This window comes from Luteolibacter yonseiensis (assembly GCF_016595465.1).
In the GTDB taxonomy this organism is placed as follows: Bacteria; Verrucomicrobiota; Verrucomicrobiia; order Verrucomicrobiales; family Akkermansiaceae; genus Luteolibacter; species Luteolibacter yonseiensis.
In genome coordinates this window covers 435,758-457,214 of record NZ_JAENIK010000013.1, presented here as the reverse complement: position 1 = coordinate 457,214, position 21,457 = coordinate 435,758, and the positions used below count along the sequence as shown (strand labels likewise).

The following is a 21,457-nucleotide window of genomic DNA, read 5'->3' as shown; positions in this document are numbered from 1 at the left end:
AACGGATGAGCGTCATTTTTTCGCAAAATGACGCTCACGCTGGCGGCCGCGATCTCTGCGGCCGTTCATGCTCAGGTGTTTTACTTGATCTCCATGCCGCTGGTCGGCCAGATCCAGCGCTGGACCTTGCCGCCCTTGATCAGGGCCTTGGCCTTGATGACCTTGTTGCCGAAAATGGTCTCAGCCTGGTAGGAGGCGGTGCCTGTCTGGAACTTGTCGCCGTCCACGGTTTCCTCGGCTTCCTCCTTCCATTCCTGGACCTGCTCGAAAGTGAACTCCTTGATCTGACCGGCCTTGATGCTTTCCTGCATCGCGATGACGACGGGGCCTGCTTCGGCGGAGCCGGCGGGAGCCATGTCGCCACCCGGGGCGGCGCTGGGTTCCGGAAGGGGTAGGGGAGCCGGTTCGGCGGCGGGAGCGGGTTCTGGTTCGGCTGCCGGAGCGGGTTCCGGCGCAGCCTCGGGAGCCGGGGCCGGTTCCTCCTTGGTCACCGCGGGTTCCGCCTCGGGAGCGGGGGGGGGCGGTTGTGGCGCGGTGGTTGGCGGGTTCGCCGCGAGTTGTTGGAAAAGGTCGGTCTCAAGTGCGGGAATCTGTCCGGTATAAGGACCCTCGCCTGGGCTGACGACGACATTGCCGCCTTCGATGCGGACCAGCTTCACACGGTTTCCGGCCTGCATGAGCATCTTCATGCCGGAGGCGGAGTCGATCACGCTCACGTCGCTCTTGATCAACACGGTTTGTGGCAGTTGCTCGGGTTTCAGGCTGGCGAGATCGATCTGCGGTGCGTCCGAAATCTGCAGGACCACCTTCTTGTCGCGGGCTTGCTCCGCCGCGCTGGGTTCATGGCCAGTGAGTTGGAGTCGCAGATTGGGCTCCACCATGTAGCCGAGGTAACCGGCAGCAGCCAAGCCGAAGATGTTGAAGAGCAATTTCATGTGTCGGGGAATACGTAACGACGGGCCGTTTCCTTGAAAAGAAATTTCAGAACCGCATTTATTCCGCCGACAGACCTTCCAGATGGGCGAGAGCCTTCTGGTAGCTGGCGTTCGCGAGGTAGTGCCGCATCCGGGCATCGACCTCCGTCCGGTGGGCCAGCGTCCAAGCGGAAATTTCCTCGGAGACGTGTTTCCACGCGTCCAGATGCCCCGCCGCATCCCGGTCCCGCCAGGCATGGTCGGCGATGATGGCGACGCGGCGGCGGAGGAGGGCGGTGAGTTCGGAGATCATGTCGGCGGGAATGAATCACATTTTCCGCCGCAGCGGGGTATTTTTCAATGGGTCCATTTTTCTCGATCTCATGACCATTCCATGACAATCGCTGTATGAATTCCGGCTTCACTCCTCCTCATGCAGCTCAAAACCATTTCCGCTTTCCGGGCAGGGCTTCTCACCACCGGGTTCTGCCTGATTGTTTCCTCCACCATCGGTTATGCCGGGGAGGCTCCCCTCCGCGACCTCCTGCGTGACGGGCTCTTCGCCGAGGAGGTGTCGCGCGATCCGGATGCCGCGGCGAAGCAATATGAGGAACTCCTCGCCCGCTATTCCGAGGAAGGTAATTTCGCCGCCTCGGCGCTTTTCCGTCTCGCCGAGGTGCGGCGGAAACAGGACCGCAAGGATGATGCGATCAAGCTCTACCAGCGCCTGCTTCTGGAATTCCCCACGGCGGCGAACGAGACGAAGCTCGCGCGGGAAAACCTTCTGGCCCTCGGTGCCAAGCCGGCCGAGGCGAAAGCGGATGTGAAGCCCCGGACGGTGGACCTCGAAGCGCAGGAAATGACCCGGCTGCAGACGCTGGCGAAAACATCGCCGGACTCCCTCGTGGACCCGCTGAATTTCCGGAGCGCATGTGGTTCTGGATGGACCAGGGTGATGAGGCTGATGCTGGATGCCGGATGCGATCCCTTCACTGGCGATGTGTTGCAGGACGCCGCACGGTCGGGGAATCTGGAAGTCGTCCGGATGCTGCTGGCGGAAAACAAGCCGGTTCCCGGTTCCGTCGCCAGGGCGGCGTTTGAAAGCGCGATTGATTCGAGCCGTCTTGCGGTGCTCAAATACCTGCTGGAAAAAGGCCTGAGGCCGGAAGCCCTGCAAGGCCCTGGCGGTGAGATCCCGCCGCTGTTGTATGCGTTGAGAACTGGGAACCTGAAGGCCGCCGAAGTGCTTGTGGAGGGAGGAGAGGAACTGGACGCTGTTTCCGAATTCCGCATCCCGAACAGGGAGGGGGTGGTGCGAGGCCGCGCCCTGCATTTCGCGATCCTGAGCCAAAAATACGAGTCGGCGGCGTGGTTGTTGAAAAAGGGAGCGAAGCCCGAGGTTCCCGGGACGGGAGAGACATTGACTCCCTTGCTCTGCGCCCTCGACGGTTCCGAGGAAGATTGCCTGCCTCTGATCGAAGCGCTCCTGGCCGCGGGTGCCGATGCGAACGCGGAAGAGCGGGAGAAGGGGAAATCCGCGCTGGCCATTGCGATCTCGTCTAAATTCAAACCAGAGGAAAAAACGGATTTGTTGCTTAAGCATGGGGCGAAGCCTGCCGGGCTCGAGAAACAGCTTCAGGGTGCGGTCACGAGGGTCATAAAGGAGGGAAAAAGGAACATGTTCGGCATCGTTGGCAAACTGATCGCCGCAGGAGCGTCGGCGAGAGAGTTGAACCTGCTCCCGATATCGGCCTATCTGACGGATCTTTCGCTGGCGAAGCTTCTGCTCGACCATGGTGCCGACCCCCAGGGTGGGGATGAGGTGGAAGGTTTCGATCCTCCATTGGCGGTTGCCTGCGAGAAGGTGAGGCCCGATCTGTTGAAGTTGTTGCTGGATGCCGGCGTGGATCCCCGTGGGAAAATCCACAAGGGCCAGGGCCTTATCCAACTTGTGTCACAAAACGAACTCCAGGACCGCGCGGTGGAATGTCTGACCCTGCTTGCCGATGCGGGCGTGTTACCGGAAGCGAGATGGGCGAACGAGGGTTATCAACAAGCCAAAGCCGGGGTCATGCCCGTGCTGATCGAACGTTTTGCCATTCCGGATCTGGCGGCACGGGGCGGGGTCGGTTTCGTCCTGCAGACGGCGGGAAATTTGGACATCCAGCGCATCTCGGACGGGTCATCCGTTGGGAAACCGCCGCAGTTGGAAAGGTGGCTGCTGGCCCAGGGGCCGAGGCTCGCATTCGTCAAGACGGACGAGTCCATCCTTTCTGCGAAGTATCGGTGGCAGCTCTGGCGGAGGGGGGATGGAGGGAAATTCCTTGCGAGGGAGCTGGATTTCTCCGGCGGCGAATCATTTCCGGACCTGCTGGCCGGTGATGTGGTCCTGTGCCGCCTGCGTCTGGAAGGTGCGGGAGCGTATGAGTATGTCAGGGGGCTCCCGCCTGATATGGAACTTGCCCTGCGGAAGCGGATCTCCTTCCCCATCACCATCGAGCATCAGGGCAAAAACCGCGGGATGACCATGCGTGGGGATCGCGTGATATTCGATCCGACAAAGGACGAACTGCCCTTGGCAAGCGCGCAGGACGTCGTGGCGATGTTATGGCAGACCGCCGATTATCCGGAGGTGAAGCCCGGGATGATGAACCAGACGGCGATTGTGGTGGAGAATCCGAGCCATATCGTGATCCATCGGAAGGATTGGCCGGAAGTCCGCTTGCAATACGGCTCCCGAGAGGCGGATGGGTTTCAACTGGAAGCCGGAGATCATTTGAAGGTGGAATTTTCCGAAGACTTTCTCCAAGGCATGGAACGTTTCCGGGAAGATGTGGTGACGCTCCGGCTGGAAGGCCACCCGCTGACGCGGAGGTATGGCGTCGGTGATCGCAGGGCACCGGGAATCCTGGCACCGACATTGATCCAGGCGCTGGTGGACATGCAGGTGCCGCGTGATCTCCGGTGGAGGGAGTGGGCCGGGCGGGACAAGCTTGATGCGCTGGATCTCGCCGGGGTTCCCCGTGTTTTCCGGGATTTCACCTTGTTGCCCCACCCGGACCTGTCCCGTATCTCGATCCGGCGTTTGCAGGAGGGAGGCACGGAAAAGGTGATTGATGTGGATCTGACGAAAGCGATCTCCTCCATGACGGACGGGATGACCGCCGGGGAGGCCCGCAAGCTGGACGTGGATCTCCAGGCAGGGGACATCGTGGACATCCGCTTGAAGGAGGAGAAGCTTGGGGAGCCATGGAAGGGCTTTGACGAGCGGGAGATCCGGTTCTTCAACCTGGTGCTTTCCGGGCAGGTGCAGGTGGTGGACGGGCAGGGGGGCGTGAGCTTTTCCGCGATCGATATCCGGCCCTTGAACTATGTGGCGACCGATCTCGGCCTGTTGCCCGTTCCGTCGGAAAAGGGGCAGCCCAGTCCGCGGGCCTGGTGGTTTTTGAACGGGGGGACGAGTGAGGCCGTCACCCGGGGCGGGATCAGGGATGATTCGAATCCCCAGATGGTATTCCTGCGCGGCGGGGACGAGCTTCGCTTGATGGATGCCCCCAGTCATCCTTCCGTGCCACCTGTCAGAAGGATTGTCCCGCCGACATCGAAGTGAATCCGGTATCTTGCCCCATGCCGTCCGCCATTTCATCATGACCCGCCGTCCCTCATCCCTGCGCTGGCTCACGCTGGCCGTACTCCTGCCCCTGCTCCTTCTCGGAGGACTGGCATGGCTCGGCACGCGCTCGCAGGTGCGGGCGGCGTGGTCGTCCGCGAGGGAGGAGGCGGAGTCCGCGGCGGAACTCAGGGCGGGTTACCTCGCCGGCGTGCTTTTTGAAAACATCCAATCCGTTGGGCTTTTCCCAAATCCTCCCGTTCCAACCGTTTTCTCCGGACGCGATGCGGTGCTTGACGGGACGGAGACGGACGCGCTGGGGAAGCTGCGTGACGACCCGGCGGCCGGGCATTCCGCCAGCGGTCTGCCGCGGCGGGTGCTCGCGGGATTCCGTTTGTATGAGCTGACCCGGGCGAAGGAGGATGCTGAAGCGCTCGCTGCCTTGGCGGTCCGTGAGGAACCTTCCGTGCTGACAGCGGTGGTGCTTTCCAAGATCCCGTATTTGGACGGCAAGTGGTCGGAGGAATGGGCGGCAGGCGAAGTGGCGCGCGGTGTTTCCCGCAGGCATCCGGAAATCGCCGGGACCGGGATATGGCTGGAGGACCGGGGCGGAATGTGGTGGATGGCGGAGGCGGGGGCGCTGCTGCGGTATCTCGATCCGGAGTCCGTCGCTCGGATGCTCCGGTCATCACGTGTGCCCCATCCGCCGTGGGCGGAGTTTCGCTTGTCGGATAACGGACGCATGATCGCAGGGACTGTTGGCGGAGAAGTAATCGCGAGCATGCCGGTGGATTTTTCCGGCAGTCCTCGGGATAAGGTGTTTGTTTCCCGATCCTCCGCTCCGGTCATCCGGAGCCTGCGCCTGGAGGTGGTGGTCACCCGTCCCGACCTCATCGAAGCCTCCGCACGCCAGCAGGCAAGGTGGACGCTGGCCCTGCTCGCCTCCGCCGTGGTGGTTTCGGGCGGGGCCTTATTCCTGATCCACCGCGCGGTCGAACGCGAACGGCGGTTGAACGCGATGAAGAGCGATTTCGTCGCCAGCGTGTCCCATGAGCTCCGCGCTCCGGTGGCCTCCATCCGGCTGATGGCGGACGCGTTGGTGGCCGGGAAAATCGAACCCGCCACCGCGGGCGAATTCCACGGCCTGATTTCCCGCGAGGGAGCCAGGCTTTCGAACCTGATCGAGAACGTGCTCGACTTCGCCCGCATCGAACAAGGCCGCAAGCGCTGGCATTTCGAGACCATCGATCCCGCTGCGTTGCTCGCGGAAACCGTCAATTTGATGGGTCGGTTGGCCGCCGAGAAATCCATCGAACTGGTCCCGGCCGAACCGCCTCCGCCTTTTGAGGTTCGCGCCGATCCCGCCGCCATCCAGCAGGCGCTGGTGAACCTGCTCGACAACGCCATCAAGTTTTCCCCACCCGGCGGTCGGATCGAAATCATCCTCAAAGCCGGCGACACGCAACCCACCTGGAGCATCGAAGTCGCCGACCAAGGCCCGGGCATTCCCGCATCCGAGCACCAGAGGATTTTCGAGAAATTCCACCGCCTCGGCAACGAACTCCGCCGTGAGACCCAAGGCACCGGCATCGGCCTAAGCCTGGTGAAAGCAATCGCCGAAGCACATGGCGGGCAGGTGATGGTGGAAAGCGTCGGGCAGGGGAGCACCTTCGTCCTCACTTTTCCGCGTTCGCCTCCAGTTCCTGATCTTTAACCAGGCATCCGACACATGAACCGTTTTTCAATGGATTCCCGAAACCGGAACAGCGCGGTGCGTTCCTCGGTGCTGCCGGAGTTCAAGCTTCAGCTTGCTCTCTCTCAGGCCCCTACTGTTCCTTTCGGAGACTGGTGAAAGAGCAAGCTGAAGCTTGAACTCCGGGCGACATTTCCGCGGATGACGATTTCACGCATTTTAACATCGAAATTAAGAATCCACACCTCCCGCGCCTTGGTTTTTCCCTGAAAACCGAACACTGGAAACCAGCAAACTTTCCTCCGGCAGTTCTCGACTCCCGGGCCCGTCTTTCACTATCAAACATCAACGTTCTCCCATGCGCCTCCTCATCATCGAAGACGAAGTCCCCATGCGCACCGCGCTTGTGGAGACACTCGCTGCCGAGGGATACCGTGTGCGGGCCGCGGCGGACGGCGTCACCGGATTGGAAATGGCCTGTACCGAGGCCTACGATCTTGTTCTGCTAGACGTGATGATGCCCGGTCTCGACGGCTTCGCCGTCTGTCGTTCCCTCCGCCAGCGCGGTCGTGACATGCCCGTGCTGATGTTGACTGCGAAGGGGCAGATTGATGACCGGGTGGAAGGCTTGGACAGCGGTGCGGACGACTATTTGCTGAAACCTTTCAGTCTGAAGGAACTGCTCGCCCGCATCCGCGCCTTGCTCCGCCGCCAGGAACGCGGGCAGGGCGTGCCGGAGGTGTTGGAGATCGGCGCCGCCACCATCGACTTCCTCCGGGGGCACATCCTGCGTGCCGGGCGGGAGCATCCATTGTCCGAAAAGGAATCCGGCATGCTCCGCCTCCTTGCCTCTCATGCAGGTGAGGCCGTGAGCCGCGAGAAATTTTTAGATGTCGTCTGGGGCTACCATGCCTACCCGAGCACCCGGACCATCGATAATTTCGTCACCACCCTGCGGCAGAAACTGGAACCTGATCCGGCGGATCCCCGGCATCTTGTCACGGTGCGGGGGGTGGGTTACCGGCTGGACGTTGGGTGTATGGAATCGGATTCCCCCTCACGCATACCGGTTGAAAACCGGCGGGCGTAGGAAACCAATGAGCGCTTGACCGGAGTTTTTCGCGAAGTCCACGGCAAGCGAACTGGGGGCGGAAATCGCGGCGACGACGGGGATGCGGGCGGCAAGCGACTTCTGCATGATTTCGAATGACAGCCTGCCGGAGACGAGCAGGAAGGAGGTTTCGGGATCAATGTCATTCAACAGGGCGTGGCCGATGACCTTGTCCACGGCATTGTGGCGGCCGATGTCCTCGCGGCAGACGAGGAGATCGCCGCCTGCCGAAAAAAGTGCCGCAGCGTGCAGGCCGCCGGTGGTTTGGAAGGTATCTTGGGCGGCGCGGAGTTTCGCGGGGGCGCTGAGGATGACGTTGTCAGGGATTATCAATTTTCCGCCGATGGGTGGGAATTCGCAGAGGATGGCGTCGAGCGTCGCCTTGCCACAGAGGCCGCAGGAGGAGCCGGTGAAGAAGTGGCGGGTGAGCTTCGCGAGATCCACGCCGACGCCATCGTGCAGGAACAACAGGATGCGGTTTTCGTCCGGTCGCGGCTCGGTTTTGCGCAGGGTGCCCTTGTTCGGAATAATGCCTTCGGAGATGAGGAATCCGAGGGCGAGTTCTCCGTCGTGGCCAGGCGTGCGCATGACGACTGCCACGGGGTGGCCGTCCAGCCGGATTTCCAACGGCTCTTCCACAGCGACCTCATCGGCGACCTCCCTGCAGCCTTCGGGATGGTGGTGGGTCAGGAAGATGGTCCGCGAGCTTGGCATGGAGGAAGAGTGCCATGCCCCGGCGCGTCGGCAACCTTCCAATGGGCCGGTCAGGGAGATCGCGGAGAGATCCGTGGAGTCAGGTGGAGACGGCTTGTTTTCTGATCCGTGAACCGGTGGTCATCCCGCTTGGCCCCGGAATCCATCGGTCGTAGAGGTCCCATGAGACCCATAGACGACCGGCCGCAGGCGACCCTCCCGCCACCGGCAACCTCACTTCTTCGCTTTACCCGGAAGGGATTCGCGGATACTTCCCTCGCGCGATGCACGGATTTTCCTACAAAAACGGTTCACTTTTCTGCGAAGACGTCGATCTCTCCACGCTGGCCGCCGAGCACGGCACACCGCTCTACGTCTACTCGGCGGGCACGATCATCGACCACTACACCCGGCTGGACGCCGCGCTGGACGGCGTGGACCATGAGGTGGCCTACGCGGTGAAGGCGAATTCCAATCTCTCTGTGCTGCGCCTGCTCGCCACGAAGGGCGCGGGCTTCGACATCGTTTCCGGCGGCGAGCTTTTCCGCGTGATCAAGGCGGGCGGAGACCCGGCCCACTGCACCTTCGCAGGAGTCGGCAAGACCCGCGACGAGATCGTTTATGCGCTGGAGCAGGGGATCTACTCGTTCAACGTCGAGAGCGAGGAGGAACTGCGCTATCTGGACAAGGTGGCCGGCGAACTGGGCATGATCGCACCCGCCGCCGTGCGCGTGAACCCGAACGTGGACGCGAAGACCCACAAATACATTTCCACCGGCAAGTCCGAGAACAAGTTCGGCGTGGATTTCACCGCCATCGAGGAGCTTTACGAGCGTGCTTCGAAGGAGCTGCCAAACATCAGGCTGCGCGGCCTGCAGATGCACATCGGCTCGCAGCTTACCTCCATTTCCCCTTTCATCGAGGCGGTGGAAAAGGTGACACCGCTGGTGCTCACCCTCAAGGAGAAGCACGGCATCGAGTTCTGGTCCATCGGCGGCGGCATCGGCATCATCTACAAGGAGTCGCTGGAATCCGGCGCGGTCGATTGGTGGGAAAGCCAGCCTCTGGAAGAGCGTCCGCTGACCATCTCGCGCTACGGTGAGGAACTGGTCCCACGCCTCAAGGGCCTCGGGCTGAAAATCCTGCTGGAGCCCGGTCGCCTGATCGTGGGGAACTCCGGCGTGCTGCTGACCAAGTGCCTTTTCGAAAAGCGCGGCTCGGCGAAGACCTTCAAGATCGTGGACGCCGGCATGAACGACCTCATCCGCCCGGCGCTTTATGAAGGCCACCACGAAATCGTGCCGCTGTCGGAGCCCCCGACAGGCGAGCGCTTCAAGGTGGACGTCGTGGGGCCCATCTGCGAGAGCGGCGACTTCTTCTGCCAGGACCGCCTGCTGCCGGATTTCCAACCCGGCGACTACATCGCGCTGATGTCCGCCGGTGCCTACGGTTTCGCGATGGCGTCGAACTACAATTCACGCCCGCTGCCTGCGGAAATCCTCGTGGAGGGTGGGACGGCGACGGTCATCCGCAAGCGTCAGACGCTGGATGACGTCATCGCCGGGGAACTGTGAGCCCTTCCCAGCCACAGCGGGTCTTCGTGCAGCTCCACCTCCTGGTGGCGCTGCTCGCCACCACGGCGGTGCTCGGGCATCTGATCTCGCTTCCGGCGCTCCAACTCGTCGTATGGCGCACGTTCCTGGCATCGCTGGGAGCGGCGTTCTGTGTCGTGGTTTTCGCACGGAAACGCCTGCGTCTTCCCATGCGGCAGGCGGCGACGCTGTTGGGGATCGGCGGGATTGTCGGCGTGCACTGGCTGTGCTTTTTCGGCTCCATCAAGGTCTCGAACATCTCCATCTGCCTTGCCGGGCTGGCCACGGTTTCGTTCTTCACCGCCTTTACCGAGCCATTGTTGGAAAAGCGTCCGGTGCGGACGCTGGAGGTCGCGCTGGGGATGCTGGTTTTCCTCGGTATCGTTGTCATCGCGGGGTATGAAAACGGCCACTGGGCGGGACTGGGGCTGGCATTGCTGAGCGCGCTGCTGGCGTCTGTTTTCCCCGTGCTGAACCGCCGGCTGGTGAACCAGGGAAATCATGATCCCGCGTTGATGGTGGCATGGGAGATGGCGGGAGCCTGTCTGACCTGCCTGCTCGGACTTCTCGTTTTCGAAGGGCGGACGGGTCTTGAAAACCTGATGAAATGGCAGCGTCTCGACTGGCTCTGGCTGTTGTTCCTCGCCTGGGTCTGCACCGTCTTCGCCCACGGATTCCACATCCACCTGCTGCGCAAGTTCAGTGCCTACACGGTGAATCTCGCGCTGAATCTGGAACCCGTCTACGGAATCGCGGCGGCGGCGGTGTTGTTCGGTGAGCACAGGCAACTGCACGTCGGTTTCTTTATCGGCACGGCCACCATCCTGCTGGCGAACCTGCTGCATCCGCTGGTTTTACGGAGGGTCGGGAGGTCCTCGCGGGCGACCTGAATGCCATGTCGGATGAAATTCTAACGAATTGCCCGCGTTTCTGTCGAAGGTTTGCTAGTCCCGGGGGGCAAAAATTCGCTCCACCCGTATCCATGGAGGAATTTTCATTTGCCGGAACCCCCTCTTTGTTTTTTCAAAAGTCGCAGAATTCCTTGTATGAACGCGCCGAGAGGGGTCTGCGGTGTCACGCCTGGCGCGATACCCCATGGGTCGGGTGGTGGGATGTTGTTGGAAGCCGGGTTTTCCTTATGGTTTTCCATAGCGGCGGGTTTATCACCCATATTCCTCGTTCACAGTAAAATCCACCGGACGCGGAAAAAGAAACGCGGGAAACATGCCGGAAATCAACCCATCGCAAATACGATATCCGGGTGATGAAAATGACGAATTTTCTTCGAATAAATACCGGAGGGCGGACGTCATCTGGAAATGAGAAAATTCCTACTCTCGATGGTCGGGGTGTTTGCGATGTCATCGCTCACCGGAATGGCGGCGGAACCTACCAAGGAACTCCTGCCGAAAGACGCGGTGCGTTTGATTTCCATGAAATCGAACGTCCAGGACAACACCATCCAGATCTCCTTCATCGTCGAGGGCAGCGAGCGCAGTGGCGACGGGTTCGAGGTGAAGCACGTACGCCGGGTGGCGGCGATCCTGCCTGTCCGGGACGGGGCCTCGCAGGCAAGGAAGATGGTTTTCTACAACCTTTTCTGGAACGAGTCGCTCGGCTGGTTCATGTGGGAAAGTCGCCAGGAACGCACCGGGGAGGCGGTCTACATCTGGAGCGAACTCAAGGGTGAGATCGTGAACCGCTGAGGAGTGCGGGCGGGAGGATTTTTCTCAGACCGCTAAGAATTCGATCGGTCTGAGAAAACGCCGGGATCCGGAGGTTCTGCCGAATGTCCGGAAAACATCCGTTGTTTTTCGGATGCCTGCTTTTGGAATATTCCCTTGACCCGGATCTCACACCAGCGTGACTTCTTTTCTTGTGAGACAATTTCTGGCAATGTTGTTGCTGGTCTGCTTCGGAGCGATGCTTCCGACGGCGGCGTCTCCCATCCGTGTCTGTTTGCTGGAGACAGGAGTTCCCGAAGAGGCCCCTTCCAATAAAAAGGCCGGGAAATCGGAATGCTGCGACGAGTGCGAGACGCACCAGCATGAGGAATGCTGCGCGGAGCTGAAGAGCGTGCCGGATTCGACCCTGCCGGACTGGCATGTCGAGATGCCGGACATGGCGGTGGTGGATCTGCCACCGCTTGTTTCCGCAGGACCGGCTGTCTGGTTCGTGGCGGGCGCGGTTTTCCATCCTTCGGCCCCCATCCGTGGGCCGGATCCGCAGGGATGCCGTCGCGCCCTGCTGGCGGTTTGGAGGATTTGAGGTGGTGCAGCCGCACCACTGGTGGCTGCCTGTTCCCGGTGGTCATTTGTGGCATGTCTTTTTCCAAAGGCATGCCTTTTTCCTCTGATTTCCGCATGATAAACAATGAATTCCACTTTAGAATCGCTGGCGCGTCCGAATGACCCGCGCGCACCCTCCCGACGGTCCCCGGCATGGCTGCTGCCCCTGGCCATCGCCTTCGGCTTCCTTCTCATTTTCCTCGCCCTGTTCCGGGACCGGTTGCTGCCGGCCAGGGATGTGGATGTGGCGATTGTCCTCACCACACCGGGGGGGGCCGAGGCACCCGCCGCCGTGCGGACGCAAGCCGCCCCATCCGCGTCCGGACCGATGCTTTTCCAAGCGAGCGGCTGGATCGAGCCCGATCCGCTCCCGACCAAGGCCACCGCCCTTATCGACGGGGTGGTGGATTCGGTGAACGTGCTGGAGGGGCAGACCGTGAAGAAAGGTGATTTGCTTGCGACCCTGGTCGCGGACGACGCGCGGCTCGCGCTCAGGGCTGCGGAGCAGAACCACCGGATGGCGGTTTCCTCCCATGCCAGCCATTTGGGGATCATCCTCACCGTCCGGAAAAAACTGGCTTCCGCGCGGGCCGCGATCGAGGCGGCCCGGACTTTGGAGGACGAGGCCGCCGACCAGTTCGGGAGGGTGGAACGGCTGCCGGAAGGGGCGGTGAGCCGGAGTGATGTGGTTTCCGCCAGACTCCGGCTCGCCCGTGAGCAGGCGCAGAGGTCGATGGTGGAGACGGGGGCGGACGAAATTGCCGCCGACATCGCCCGCCTGGAGATGGAGACGCAGGTCAAGGATGACGGGATCGCCGCGGCGGCCATCGAGGTGGAAAAGGCTCGTCTGGCGCTGGACCGGACCCGCATTGCCGCACCCATTTCCGGACGGGTGCTGCGGCTGGCCGTCGCTCCGGGTGACAAACGCATGCTGTCGATGGACGAGGCGGACAGCTCGACCGTCGCCATCTTATACGACCCCGGGAAGCTCCAGGTGAGGGTGGATGTGCCATTGGCCGACGCCGCCGGGCTTCAGGTGGGCCAGCCCGCGAAGATCCACTGCAGCCTGCTTCCCGAACGCGTGTTCCGTGGAGAAGTGACCGTCATCACGGGGCAGGCGGACCTGCAGCGGAACACCCTGCAGGCGAAGGTCAGGATCCTCGACCCCGTGGATATCCTCAGGCCGGAAATGCTTTGCCGGGCCGAGTTTCTCGCACCGCCTGTGGTGGCGGCTTCTTCTTCTTCTTCCGCTCCTGTCGCCGGTGGCACGCTGTCGATGTGGGTTCCTGAAAAATCCATCAGCGGCGGCAAGGTCTGGATCTGCGACCCCCGCACCAAACGGGTGGAGGGCCGGACCGCTGCCACCACGTCCGACACACGGGAAGGTTACCGCCGGGTTTCGGAAGGAATCAAACCCGGAGAGTGGGTCGTGATGGCCGCGCAGGGCCTGCGCGACGGCCAGAGAGTGAACCCCAACCTGATCCAACCATGAGTGAAACAATGATCCAATGCCGTGGAGTCTCCAAGAGCTACCGCAAGGGCAGCACCGTGGTGACTCCTCTCGAAGCCCTTGATCTGGACGTGCCGAAGGGCGAGTTCCTCGCCCTGATGGGGCCTTCCGGTTCGGGAAAAACAACCCTGCTGAACCTGCTTTCCGGCATTGATTCGCCGACGGCGGGATCGCTGGTGATCGCCGGAAGCGAACTGGCGAAACTCTCGCAGCGCGACCTGACCCGGTGGCGGGCCGGGCACGTGGGCTACATTTTCCAATTGTATCACCTGGTTCCGGTGTTGACCGCGTTTGAAAATGTCGAACTGCCGCTGCTGCTCGGCACGCTCTCGAAAAAAGAGCGCCGGGAGCGGGTGGAAACCGCGCTCACGCTCGTCGGCCTCGAGGACCGCATGCACCACACGCCGGGCGAACTGTCCGGCGGGCAGGAGCAACGCGTGGCCATCGCGCGCGCCCTGGTCGCGGATCCGCCGCTGCTGGTCGCGGACGAACCCACCGGCGACCTGGACCGCGATTCCGCGACGAAAATCCTCGATCTGCTGCGCGCGCTCACCCGCGACCTTGGCAAGACCATCGTCATGGTCACCCACGACCCGCGAGCCGCCGCCGCCGCGGACCGCACGCTCCACCTTGAGAAAGGCCAACTCCTCGAACAGTCATGAGAGCGTTCCTGAATCTGTTGCGCCTGTCGTGGATCCAACTGACCCGCCACCGGGTGCGTTCTGTGCTCACCGTCCTCGGGGTGGCGTCCGGCATGTTTTTGTTCACGGCCGTGGAAACCCTCCAGCGATCGCTTGCAAAGGCCACGGAGGCGACGGCGGCGGATACCACTCTGGTGGTCTACCGCCAGAACCGCTACTGCCCCTCGACCAGCCGCCTGCCGGAACATTACGCGGATGAGATCCGCCGCATCCCGGGGGTGCGGGAGGTGGTGCCGGTGCAGATCGTCGTCAACAATTGCGGCGCATCCCTCGACGTCATCACCTTCCGTGGTGTGCCGGACGGCCTGCTGAAAAAATTCGCTCCGGAAATCAAAATCGTCGGCGGCAGCGAGGAGGCATGGAGTGACCGGGATGACGGCGCCCTGTTGGGCGAGGTTTTCGCCGCCCGGAGGGGATTGAAACCCGGTGATCGTTTCGATGCCGCGGGGGTGGCCGTCACGGTGTCCGGCATCATCCGCTCTCCCTTCGCCCAGGACAACAACGTGGCGTATGTGAAACTGCCGTTTCTCCAGCAGGCGTCGAAGACGGGGCTCGGAGTGGTCACGCAGTTCAATGTCCGCGTGGATTCCTCGAAGGACCTGAAACCCGTTTCAAAAGCCATCGACGAGCGGTTCCATTCCGACCAGGCGCCAACCGACACGCGGCCAGAGAAGGCTTTCTTCGCGGAAACGGCCGCCGAGTTGATCGAGCTGATCGGTTTCACCCGCTGGCTCGGCTTCGGTGCCGTCGTGGCCGTGGGTGCCCTTGTCGCCAATTCCCTGCTCCTCATCGTGCGGGGACGGGTGAAGGAAAACGCGGTGCTCCGCACATTGGGTTATCCGGGCAGGGCCATCGGCACCCTGGTTTTGGGGGAGGGCGGGATGCTGGGACTCATCGGCGGATTCGCCGGCGTCGGTCTGGCCTCGGGATTCCTCAAGTGGCAGAGCTTCACGCTCGGGAATGAAGGGCAGACGCTGGCCATCCAGCCGGACGCCTTTGTCGTCGTCGCCGGCATCTCCGCCGCACTGGCATTGGGGATCTTCGCATCCCTCTGGCCCGCGTGGCAGGCCATGAGCCAGCCCATTGTCAAAAACCTACGCAACTGACCGGAATGCTACCATTCACCTATGCCATCCGGAATCTTTTCCGATCAAAGACGCGCCTCGCGCAAACCATCGGCGGAAGCGCGCTGGTCGTCCTGCTCGTCATGACCGCCGTCGCGGTGAACACGGGCATGAAGCGGGTGCTCTCCGCTTCCGGCTCGCCGCACAATGTCATCCTCATCGGGGCCGGTTCCGAGGAAAGCATCCAGCGCAGCGAGGTGGCGGACAGGACCGCCGGCATCGCGGAGGCCGGGGTGCCCGGCATTTCCCAACATCTGGGAGTGCGCGCGGTTTCCAGCGAAATCCATTACATGAACTACCTGACTTTGGATGATGGCCGCCGGGGCCAGGCCTTGTTCCGTGGTGTGACCCACCAGGCGCTGCGCGTCCACCCGGAGGTGCGGGTGATCGAGGGAAATTTCCCCGCCGCAGGGGAGATCATGGTGGGAGAGCTCGCCTGGCGGAAACTCGGGATGCCGGAGGAGGCCCTGAAAACCGGCACCGGGGTGGAGCTCGACGGCCAGAAGATGAGGGTCTCGGGCATATTCGCCGCACCGGGCACCGTGCTGGAATCCGAAGTGTGGGCCACCCTCGGGGATCTGCGGGTGCTTGCCAAACGCGATACCGTCTCCTGCATCGCCATCCGTTTGGACAACCCGGCGGATTTCGAGGAAGCGGAGCTTTTCACCAAGCAGCGGCTGGATCTGGAACTCAGCGCTCTCAAGGAAAGCGACTACTATGCCCGGTTGACGGCATTTTTCAAACCGTTGCGGGCCATGACATGGATCACCGCCGGCCTGATCGCGGCGGGGGCGTTGTTCGGGGGAATCAACACGCTTTACGCCGCCTTCGCCTCGCGGGTGCGGGAGATGGCGACCCTCCAGGCCATCGGGTTCGGGAAAGGGTCCCTGCTCCTGAGCCTGATCCAGGAGAGCACGCTGGCATGTCTGATCGGCACGCTGGTGGCTTCCGTCATCGCCCTGCTGCTGCTGGATGGCCTGACGATTCCTTTTTCCATCGGTGCCTTCACTTTGGAAATCAGTCCAGCGGTCGCACTGACGGGCATTGCCACCGGAGTCCTCCTCGGTTTGGTCGGCACGCTTCCTCCGGCCATCCGCTGCCTGAAACCAGCGCTTCCCACCGCTCTCCGTTCTTCCTGAAAATCACACGAACCAAACCGTAACCAACACCATGAAACCGCTCCATCTCATCCTCGCCGCATCCTGCCTGCTCGTCTCCTGCGGGGAGAAGGAAACCACCACCCCGGCCACGACAGCCTCCGCCAGCGCCCCAAGCTCCGAACTTCAAGCGGTTTTCGCCGCCAGTCCGAAAGGGGAGGCGAAGCTGATCCACATCGCCCGCACCACCGCGAAACCGGGCGACGAGGTCACGTTGTCAGGCCGTGTCATCGGCACGGAATCCCCTTTCGTCGGCGGGCGGGCCGCATTCACCTTGGGTGACCCAACCATCCTGAAGGCTTGCAACGAGAATCCCGATGACAAGTGTGAAACACCTTGGGACAGCTGTTGCAACACGAAGGAGGAAAAACTCGTGGCGCTCGCGACGGTCCAGGTGGTCGGTGCGGATGGCCGCGTCCTGAAGCAGGAGATCGAAGGGGTGAACGGCTTGAAAAAGCTCGGAACCGTCACGGTGACCGGCAAGGTCGCCGAAGGATCCTCTCCGGATTCGCTCGTCGTGAACGCCACCGCGATCCAGGTCCAATAATGAACGGCCCACCCGCACGGGGCCGGTGCGACCGCCATTCCTTGACCTTGGGCCGGATCGGGGGACACTCCGCCCGCAATGATCGCGTGGACGGAAGAAATACTGAGGAAGGCGGCCGCCTGGCAGGCGTTCAAGGAAGGAAAATCCCTGCTCGACAGCGGGATGGTGGTGGACGTGAAGGCCGGCGGCAACGGCTGGCAGGGGACGGTCCGCATGGGCAAGCGGCTGATGAAGGTCAGCGTCATCGTGAAATCCCCGACCTATCTCGACACGACATGCCCGTGCTCGGACAACCAGCGCTCCGGTTCCTTCTGTGCGCACGCCGTCGCCACCGGTCTGGCGACCCTGAAGCCTGCCGCTCCGGTCAAGCCGGTTCAAACGAGTGTTCAAAAGTCAGCGGCCTCGCCACCCGCAGCCTCCGTGCCTTGGCAGATCCTGCTACCTCTCAACTGGCGGGAAGCCCTGGCTCGTGGAAAATTCGCCGCCACCCTCGCCACCGCGGCAGGCGAGGAAATTTCTCCGGCGGACGACCGGCTGAACGCATGGTTAGGCAAGGAAGGCGTCGCTCAGAAACCGATCCTCAGCCTGAACCTGGACGGCCCGCGTGTGCCGGCTTTCCTCGAATCCATCGCAGAGCATCCCCGCCTGGCGGCAGGGAAGGACAGGCTTGTCATCCAGATTCGTTCCGGTGAACGGCTCCAACTCATCTCCGCCGACCATCGGGGGGATCAGATCCATCTCGTGCCGGACCCGGCGGCGGGCACTTGGACCGAGATCGGAGGCTCCTTCTGGCAGATCACGGAAAGCTCCGTGACGAGAGTGGGCGAGGGAAGCCTGCCGTCGGATCTCGCCACAGCCTTCTCCGATCTGGCTCGCGGAAAATCAGTGGAAATCCCCATTCAACGGTTTTTCAACCACCTCGACTCATGGCAGGAGTGGCTTCATTTTCCGGAAGGATCTTGGTTGAACCAGCTCCATTTCATTCCCGCTAACGCTCATTTCAATCTTTTGTTGGAGGGGTCGCTCCAGCATTTGGAGGCTCAGTTATCCGTAGGTTATGGCAATGCGGAACCGGTGCCGCCGGGTTTGGGAAAAGTGAATGGGCTGCCCAGACTCATCGCCGATCAGTGCGAAGTCCGCGATCTGGTGAAGGAAGAGCAAGCGGCCAGCCGCATGATGAAAGCCGGATTCGCGGTGGAGAATTTTTCAAGCGGTCGTTGGGTGATGAAGGGGGAGCCTGCGATTCTCGACTTTCTCACCAAGACACTTCCCCGCCTGCGGAGCGAGTGGACGGTCACGGAAGGGGAGCGTTTCAATCACGTGCAGAAGCAGGTGGCCATCGTTTCACCGAAGATCGAGATCCTGGGCTCAGGTGAGGATTGGCTGAGTTTTGATTTGTCGTTTCAAACAACTGATGGCGTTTCGATTCCCGCTGGGGAGGTGCGCCGTTTGCTGCGTGCGGGCGCGGGAACAAAGCAGGCGGGCGAACGTCGTCTGATCGTTTCAGACGATATTGCGAATGTAATCGACCCTCTGTTTTCTGACATGGATTTGCGGCAGGAAAACGGTCGTTTCATCGCGTCGGCGCGCTCCGGTGAGCTGATTCGTGAAATCCGTAATAAAATCAACAAGGCTCAGAATGATAATAATGGAGGGGACAATTTTTCATTCGATTTTCCTGCGACATTGCGGGCTGAATTACGGGCGTATCAAACGCATGGAGCCGGTTGGATGCACGATCGCGTCCGGCGCTTCGGTGGCGCGCTCCTCGCGGATGACATGGGGTTGGGAAAGACGGTTCAAACAATCGCTTTAATTGAGCGATTGTTTCAGGATGGAACGAATGATTCAGGTGTTGTAATGGTGGTCGCGACGGCCTCGCTGCTTGGCAACTGGCGTGCGGAATTTGGGAAGTTTGCTCCGGCGAGGAAGGTGAGAATCCTGCATGGGGCGGGTCGGGATGCGGAGCGTGAGCGGGTTCAATCCGGCGATGTGATCCTTACCAGCTACGGTACGCTGCCGAGGGATCTGGCTTATCATTTGAAACGGGAGTATCGTGCCGTGGTGGTGGATGAAGCCAGCTTGATGAGAAATCCGGACACGGATCACGCCAAGGCGATCTCAAAACTCAGCGCCACCAGCAGGGTCGCTTTGACAGGGACGCCGATCGAAAACGGCGTCAAAGACCTGTGGTCCATCTTCCGCTTCGTACAGCCGGGTTGGCTGGGGAGCCGCGAGGATTTCAAGGATCGTTACGAGCAGCCGCTTCTTGTTGGTGAATCTTCTGGTGCGGTCATCGAGCGGCTCCGGCTGAAGATTTCACCCTTCCTGCTACGTCGGACGAAGGAGGAGGTCGCTCCCGAACTGCCTTCGAAGCTCTTCATTGACGAGTTCTGCGATCTGAGCCCGGACCAACAGGGGGTTTACAAAGAGTTGCTGGTCGAGGGGCGCAAGCGTGTCGATGCCGTCGCGGATTCGGGCAACAAGGGGGCCGCTCGGATGCAGATGCTCACCGCGTTGCTCCGCCTGCGGCAGACGTGCTGCGATCTGGCGCTGCTCAAAAACGATCGATTCAACCAGTTGCTGGTTCCCCGGCGTTCGGCCAAGCTCAGCCGTTTGCTGGAACTGATCGAAGAAGCTGTTAACGGCAACCACCGGATGCTCGTCTTCAGCCAATTCCAGACCCAACTGCAGGAGATAGAAAAATGCGTTTCCGAGCGAGGTTGGGACTGCCTGCGGCTCGACGGCCGGACCCGGAACCGCCAGCAACTGGTCGACCGGTTCCAGCAGCCGGATGGCCCGCCTGTCTTCCTCATCAGTCTCAAGGCCGGCGGGTATGGCTTGAATCTTACGGCGGCGGATACGGTCGTTCACTTCGACCCATGGTGGAATCCGGCTGCGGAAGCCCAGGCGACCGATCGTGCCCACCGGATCGGGCAGACCCGCCCGGTGACGGTTTACCGCTTGCTCACCCGGGGTACGGTCGAGGAGAAGGTTGTCCGCCTCCAGGCGAAGAAACGCGAGCTTGCCTCGGCCATCGATGAAAATGGCACGGGCGACGCCGCAGGATGGAGTATGGACGAACTGGAATCGATGCTCGGGTGACGGGCACCTCCGGAATATTCATTCACTCCGTTCCTTCGGGAGAGTTCGTCAGGCTGCCACGCGACCGTCGTTGCTTTCGCCGCACAAAAAATCGGGCGATCGTGAGCCACTTGGACAGCAGGCCATTCGACTTGCCGCAATGAGGGCACTTTGTAACGCCTTGGACGATACCGCGTCCGCAGCGGAGGCATGGCCTGAAATAAGAAGACATTGAACTAAGGGGAGAGATGCGGGCATCCCATATCATGCCGATTTTGATCGGTCAATGACGGGTGGGCGGGAAAGGACGGTATTGCCACATTGTCACATGACCCTTTGCGTGCCGCTCCGCCGATCTCTGGAAAGCACGCTGCGGCCGGATCCCATTCAGGCAGAAAGCCTCCCATCCTGTGATGGAAGGCTTCCTGTGTTTTGAGGATCCCGACAGCGGTTTTCAGCGGCGGGGGCGGCGGAGAAGGAGGAGGCATCCGATTCCTCCCAGCAGGGCCGATGCTGGTTCTGGAATCGGCATGTAGTTGTAGGTTACCGTGACCTCTCCGGACACGTTCGCCACGGTGATCGCCTGTTGGAGACCTCCCAAGCCCGTCACGTTGACGCTTTGCAGCGCGTTCGCCCTCAGAACGAAGGTTCCCGTGCCTTCGAACGCGGACTGTGCGAAGGAGGCGATCGTTCCCGAGTCGCTGACCGAAGCGTCCGCGGGGTTGAAGCGGACGTAGTCGCTTTGTCCGGTGGCGTCGAAGGTGTCGGTATCGTCACCTGAGGTGCCGAACACCTCGCGGGCCGGCATCACGCTGGATGCCGTGAGCGATCCGTTCGATCCGATGGCCGTCAGGTCGTCGCGGAGCAACCCGACATCGCCGGAAACGACCGAGAGGCCGCCGATCACGTTGTGCTCGAGCGTGATGGTTCCCGCGGTGGTGGAGTCGTTGTCGACTTCGAACTGTCCCCCCGTCTTGTTCAGGGTGACGCTCACGGACACGCTGATGAGGCTTCCGAGAGAAGTGTCGAACTTGTTGTAGGTCAGATCCTGGCTGTCGTCCGGCAGGAAGGCGAAGCTTTTTGTCTGGATCAGGGTGGCCGCGGGGGCGGCGCTGATCAATGCGGCTGTCAATATCAGGGGATAGGCGATGTTTTTCACGTTTGTTTCAGGGGTGTTTACTCTAGTTGCATGGGGGGGCTCTCACCAGGGCACGTGACGTGTTTCCAACGAGGTTGGCATTATGGTTTTCGAGGATTCGAAAACCGCAATGAAAACGTTTTTTTACTAACAGTTTGACAGCATGTGAGGTTGTCCAAATGACATTTAAGTCCTGTGCATCATGCACTGTTGTCGTGCGATTTGCTCTAACAAATGACCCTCCCCGCGCCGGGCCTGCTCAGGATGCGATCCTATGGAGTGATACGACTGGATG

17 protein-coding genes are annotated in these 21,457 nt (G+C 61.5%); 13 read left to right on the top strand and 4 right to left on the bottom strand.

The genetic code is table 11. The annotated features are described in order from the left end of the window. Positions 1–80: 80 nt before the first annotated feature. Both JIN84_RS22325 and JIN84_RS22320 read right to left on the bottom strand, forming a co-directional pair. Entirely contained in the window at positions 81–935 is an 855-nt protein-coding gene (locus JIN84_RS22325) for a hypothetical protein (RefSeq protein WP_200353319.1), read from the bottom strand. 58 nt (positions 936–993) lie between these two features. Next, on the bottom strand, positions 994–1,227 hold the full coding sequence (locus JIN84_RS22320) for a hypothetical protein (protein ID WP_200353318.1): 234 nt from the start codon (positions 1,225–1,227) through the stop codon (positions 994–996). A 120-nt stretch (positions 1,228–1,347) separates the two neighbouring features. Between JIN84_RS22320 and JIN84_RS22315 the strand changes: the two genes are divergently transcribed. From JIN84_RS22315 to JIN84_RS22305, 3 genes are all read left to right on the top strand, one after another. Further along, a complete protein-coding gene (locus JIN84_RS22315) occupies positions 1,348–4,524 on the top strand; it encodes a tetratricopeptide repeat protein (RefSeq protein ID WP_200353317.1) in 3,177 nt (1,058 codons plus the stop codon). A 37-nt stretch (positions 4,525–4,561) separates the two neighbouring features. After that, entirely contained in the window at positions 4,562–6,238 is a 1,677-nt protein-coding gene (locus tag JIN84_RS22310; RefSeq protein WP_200353316.1) for a sensor histidine kinase, read from the top strand. Positions 6,239–6,575: 337 nt separating this feature from the next. After that, a complete protein-coding gene (locus tag JIN84_RS22305) occupies positions 6,576–7,307 on the top strand; it encodes a response regulator transcription factor (protein WP_200353315.1) in 732 nt (243 codons plus the stop codon). Here JIN84_RS22305 and fdhD read toward each other — a convergent pair. Then, positions 7,275–8,042, bottom strand: a complete 768-nt coding sequence (fdhD, locus tag JIN84_RS22300; RefSeq protein WP_200353314.1) for a formate dehydrogenase accessory sulfurtransferase FdhD — start codon at positions 8,040–8,042, stop codon at positions 7,275–7,277. The two genes, JIN84_RS22305 and fdhD, sit on opposite strands and share 33 nt — an antisense overlap. Before the next feature lie 263 nt (positions 8,043–8,305). On the opposite strand from fdhD, the gene lysA reads away from it, so the two are divergent. The 10 genes from lysA to JIN84_RS22250 all read left to right on the top strand — a co-directional run bounded on the left by lysA (position 8,306) and on the right by JIN84_RS22250 (position 20,045). Then, positions 8,306–9,595: a diaminopimelate decarboxylase gene (gene lysA / locus JIN84_RS22295; RefSeq protein WP_200353313.1), complete on the top strand. Its 1,290-nt coding sequence runs from the start codon at positions 8,306–8,308 to the stop codon at positions 9,593–9,595. A 26-nt stretch (positions 9,596–9,621) separates the two neighbouring features. Further along, positions 9,622–10,503 (top strand): DMT family transporter, encoded by an 882-nt coding sequence (locus JIN84_RS23460; RefSeq protein WP_200353312.1) that lies wholly within the window; start codon positions 9,622–9,624, stop codon positions 10,501–10,503. 429 nt (positions 10,504–10,932) lie between these two features. Next, the gene (locus JIN84_RS22285; RefSeq protein WP_200353311.1) at positions 10,933–11,319 is read left to right on the top strand and encodes a hypothetical protein; all 387 of its coding nucleotides are present in this window, start codon (positions 10,933–10,935) and stop codon (positions 11,317–11,319) included. A gap of 190 nt (positions 11,320–11,509) precedes the next feature. After that, positions 11,510–11,881, top strand: coding sequence for a hypothetical protein (locus JIN84_RS22280; protein WP_200353310.1), 372 nt, complete (start codon positions 11,510–11,512; stop codon positions 11,879–11,881). Positions 11,882–11,986: 105 nt separating this feature from the next. Beyond that, positions 11,987–13,393, top strand: a complete 1,407-nt coding sequence (locus JIN84_RS22275; RefSeq protein ID WP_200353309.1) for an efflux RND transporter periplasmic adaptor subunit — start codon at positions 11,987–11,989, stop codon at positions 13,391–13,393. After that, positions 13,390–14,073 carry an ABC transporter ATP-binding protein gene (locus JIN84_RS22270; protein WP_200353308.1) on the top strand — a complete coding sequence of 228 codons (684 nt, stop codon included), beginning with the start codon at positions 13,390–13,392 and terminating at the stop codon, positions 14,071–14,073. The genes JIN84_RS22275 and JIN84_RS22270 overlap by 4 nt, the downstream gene beginning before the upstream one ends. Next, positions 14,070–15,218 carry an ABC transporter permease gene (locus JIN84_RS22265; RefSeq protein ID WP_200353307.1) on the top strand — a complete coding sequence of 383 codons (1,149 nt, stop codon included), beginning with the start codon at positions 14,070–14,072 and terminating at the stop codon, positions 15,216–15,218. Before JIN84_RS22270 ends, JIN84_RS22265 begins: the two co-directional genes overlap by 4 nt. 5 nt (positions 15,219–15,223) lie before the next feature. Then, positions 15,224–16,375, top strand: coding sequence for an ABC transporter permease (locus tag JIN84_RS22260; protein ID WP_200353306.1), 1,152 nt, complete (start codon positions 15,224–15,226; stop codon positions 16,373–16,375). Positions 16,376–16,406: 31 nt separating this feature from the next. After that, positions 16,407–16,940, top strand: a complete 534-nt coding sequence (locus tag JIN84_RS22255; RefSeq protein ID WP_200353305.1) for a hypothetical protein — start codon at positions 16,407–16,409, stop codon at positions 16,938–16,940. 78 nt (positions 16,941–17,018) lie between these two features. Then, complete coding sequence (locus JIN84_RS22250) at positions 17,019–20,045, top strand: DEAD/DEAH box helicase (RefSeq protein WP_200353304.1); 3,027 nt, start codon at positions 17,019–17,021, stop codon at positions 20,043–20,045. A 433-nt stretch (positions 20,046–20,478) separates the two neighbouring features. Here JIN84_RS22250 and JIN84_RS22245 read toward each other — a convergent pair whose 3' ends face one another. After that, positions 20,479–21,183 carry a choice-of-anchor E domain-containing protein gene (locus JIN84_RS22245; RefSeq protein WP_200353303.1) on the bottom strand — a complete coding sequence of 235 codons (705 nt, stop codon included), beginning with the start codon at positions 21,181–21,183 and terminating at the stop codon, positions 20,479–20,481. Positions 21,184–21,457: the final 274 nt, after the last annotated feature.